Origin of the sequence: Roseomonas sp. TAS13, assembly GCF_001950415.1 — a bacterium.
GTDB classification, from domain to species: Bacteria; Pseudomonadota; Alphaproteobacteria; order Acetobacterales; family Acetobacteraceae; genus Roseomonas; species Roseomonas mucosa.
Map to the genome: position 1 here is coordinate 1 of NZ_BDLP01000658.1, position 1,274 is coordinate 1,274.

Here is a 1,274-nt window from a genome sequence, read left to right on the forward strand (position 1 = left end):
CGCTTGGCCCGAAACACCAGCACCACTCCCGAGAATGGATCGGCGCTCAGCACCTCCGCCGCCAGGGCCGCCAAGGCATGCGCGCCTTTGCGGAAGTCCACCGGCTGGTTGGCCAGCAGGATCCGCGCCCCGGAGGGAAGCGTAATCACCCTTCCAGCGCCGTCGCCAGCCGGGCCACCACCACGGCATCCACTGTTCCAAAGACCCGCAGCACCCGGCCATTGCGCAGCACCACCTCAATGCTTGCGCCCATTCTGCTCTCCGCCGGATCAGCCGTGCTCTGCGGCGCTGTCTCCGGACAGGTGCCAACCAGCAGCGGTACGAAGGGCGATGCCTGCCTCGCCACCCGTCTGGCAGGACGGCCCTCCGCCTCCCGGCGCCAGCGATGCAGCAGGCTGGGCGAAATCCCATGCCGCTGCGCCACCTCCAACACCCGCGTGCCGGGCGCTGCTGTCTCCATGAGCAGCCGCGCCTTCATTTCCGGCGAGTAGCTGCGGCGCCGTTCGCCACGCGTGACGATCTCCACCCGTTCCATCGCCACAGTGCCCGCACCAGTGCTAGCACCTGCGCCATTCAGCATCCCTGCCATCGCCACACCTCCGCGACGGCCTACCTCTCAGTCACGCCAGCCTCACGCAAGAAGGGTGCTGTGACCGCGCTTACCGTTGGGCTGCCCCCGACGCAGGTGAAACGGATCCAGGCGTGGCAGCAGCCGGTCACGCTGAGCTACCGCGGCATGACCCGGCGCAACCAGCGCTGCATGGAGGCGGTGATGCGGCCCGCCACGCAGGAAAGGCTGAAGGGTCTTCCGGCGGCGCTGATGCAGGCCGCGCGCGGGCTGCGCGACCGGGCGCCGGCACAGGCGCGGTCGCTGGCGATGCGGGCGGTGGCGGTCGGCATCCTGTCCTGCCTGCCGCTGCGCCTGGCCAACCTGGCCGGCCTGCGCCTGGACCGGCATTTCCACCGCCCCGATCCCCGGCGCGGCGCCATCACCCAGCTGTCGATCCCGGCCGAGGAGACCAAGAACGGCCGGGCGATCGACATGCCGATCGTGCCGGAGGTGGCCGCCCTGATCCGGGAATGGATCGCCGACTACCGTCCCGCCGCCCCCGGCTGCCCGTGGCTGTTCCCGGGCTACGGCAAGGCGGGCGAACGGATCGGGCACCAGGGGCTGCGCGACGCCATCAAGGCGGCGATCGCCGCCGGTGTCGGGGTGACGATGACGCCGCACCAGTTCCGCCACCTGGCGGCCCACCGCTTCCTCGAGGCCTATC

The 1,274-nt window shown here is 70.9% G+C and carries 3 protein-coding genes; 1 reads left to right on the top strand and 2 read right to left on the bottom strand.

Translation table 11 applies throughout. The annotated features are described in order from the left end of the window. Nucleotides 1–149: IS66 family insertion sequence element accessory protein TnpB (gene tnpB / locus ROTAS13_RS28675; protein WP_139323573.1), on the bottom strand; the 149-nt coding region annotated here is incomplete at its 3' end. Continuing rightward, nucleotides 146–535 carry an IS66-like element accessory protein TnpA gene (tnpA, locus tag ROTAS13_RS24595; RefSeq protein ID WP_075823674.1) on the bottom strand — a complete coding sequence of 130 codons (390 nt, stop codon included), beginning with the start codon at nt 533–535 and terminating at the stop codon, nt 146–148. The genes tnpA and tnpB, both read right to left, overlap by 4 nt. Before the next feature lie 114 nt (nt 536–649). Here tnpA and ROTAS13_RS24600 point away from each other — a divergent pair. After that, on the top strand, nt 650–1,274 hold a 625-nt coding region (locus ROTAS13_RS24600; protein WP_171979242.1), incomplete at its 3' end, for a tyrosine-type recombinase/integrase.

Excerpts from the sequence above, each read along its gene's own strand:
- tnpA (WP_075823674.1), bottom strand. The coding sequence starts at position 535 with ATGGAACGGGTGGAGATCGTCACGCGTGGCGAACGGCGCCGCAGCTAC.